Raw genomic sequence first — 1,590 nt, forward strand, 5'->3', positions numbered from 1 at the left:
CCGCGCCCCGGCGCGCCGAGGCCGAGCCCGTGGCCCAGCTCCACCACGCCGATCCCGGCGGCCTCCAGCCCGGCGGCGAGCCGCGCCGTCTGCTCGGCGGTGAAGCCGCGCGGCAGCCGGTAGCTGCCATCGCGCAGCGTGCAGTCGATGAGGCGGGGCGGCGCCCCGGCAAGAGCGGCGTCAGGCGCGGCCCCGGGCCGGGCGGCCGGGGGCGTGGCGGGCGCTTCGGGACCTGTCCTGTCCATGCTGGACCACCTTCTGTGGCGCGGCCGCGAGCGGCGCGGCCCCAGCCATAGCGCCGCCACGATAATTTTTCGCATATGCCGGCCCAGCTTCAGCGAAAATCCATCGGCGCCGTCTAGCCAGGAGCCTCCGCCACGGCCGCCAGGACCCGCCCATGCCCGCCACCCCGCTGCCGCACGCCACGCCGCTCCCGGCCCCGGGCTGGGCGCCGGCCACCGTCTCCCCCCTCGCCGCCCCCCTGGCCAGCTGGGCCGCGCCCGCCGCCCTGGCGCACACCCTGGCGCCGCCCCAGGCTTCCCCCTTGGCCTCCCCCTTGGCCGACCCCGCGCCGATCCCCTTCTACGCCCCCGACCTGGAGGGCGATGAGGCGCTGGCCTTGCAGGAGGTGCTGCGCGGCGGCCGCCTGGCCGGCGGCGGCGCCCAGACCGAGCTGTGCCACGCCCTGCTCGCCCGCGCCGTGCCGGGCAGCCTGCCGCTGCTCGCCCAGTCCTGCACCGCGGCGCTGGAGATGGCGGCCCTGCTGCTGCGCCTGCAGCCGGGGGACGAGGTGATCATGCCCGCCTGGACCTTCTGCTCCACCGCCAACGCGGTGCTGCTGCGCGGCGCCATCCCCGTCTTCGTCGATGTGCAGGAGGCCACGCTGAACCTCGACCCGGCCCGCGCCGCCGCCGCCATCACCCCGCGCAGCCGCGCCCTGCTCTGCGTCCACTACGCCGGCGTCGGCTGCGAGATGGAGCGGCTTCAGGCGCTCTGCGACGCGCACCGCCTGTCCCTGGTCGAGGACGCCGCCCAGGCGGTCGGCGCCTCCTGGCGCGGCCGGCCGCTGGGCGGCTTCGGCGCGCTCGGCGCCTACAGCTTCCACGCCAGCAAGAACATCACCAGCGGCGAGGGCGGCGCCCTGCTGGTCAACGACCCGGCCCTGCGCGACCAGGCCGAGATGCTGTGGGAGAAAGGCACCGACCGGCTGCGCTTCGCCCGCGGCGAGGTCGCCCGCTACACCTGGCAGGAGATCGGCTCCTCCTTCCTGCCCTCCGAGCTGACGGCGGCGCTGCTGGCCCGCCAGCTGGCGCGGGTCGAGGCGCTGACCGCCCGCCGCCTGCGCCTGTGGCAGCGCTACGACGCGCTGCTGGCGCCGCTGGCCGCGCGCTGGTCGCTGCGCCGCCCCGACATCCCGCCCGAGGCCGCGCACAACGCCCATATCTACCATCTGCGCTTCCCGCGCGGCGCCCAGCGCGACCAGGTGCTGGCCCGGCTGAACGCCGCCCGCATCGGCGCCACCACCCATTACGAGCCGCTGCACACCGCCCCCGCCGGCCGCCGCCACGGCCGCGCCGCCGGCCCGATGCG

Annotated in this window: 1 protein-coding gene and 1 pseudogene; one reads left to right on the forward strand and one right to left on the reverse strand. The window is 77.4% G+C overall.

Annotated features, from left to right (window positions below):
• A pseudogene (locus tag HMPREF0731_RS19110) lies at window positions 1-245 on the reverse strand (hypothetical protein); the annotation flags it as partial.
• 152 nt (window positions 246-397) lie between these two features.
• Here HMPREF0731_RS19110 and rffA point away from each other — a divergent pair.
• A partial coding sequence (gene rffA, locus HMPREF0731_RS19115; RefSeq protein ID WP_007005854.1) for a dTDP-4-amino-4,6-dideoxygalactose transaminase occupies window positions 398-1,590 on the forward strand: 1,193 nt, incomplete at its 3' end.

This window comes from Pseudoroseomonas cervicalis ATCC 49957 (assembly GCF_000164635.1).
In the GTDB taxonomy this organism is placed as follows: Bacteria; Pseudomonadota; Alphaproteobacteria; order Acetobacterales; family Acetobacteraceae; genus Pseudoroseomonas; species Pseudoroseomonas cervicalis.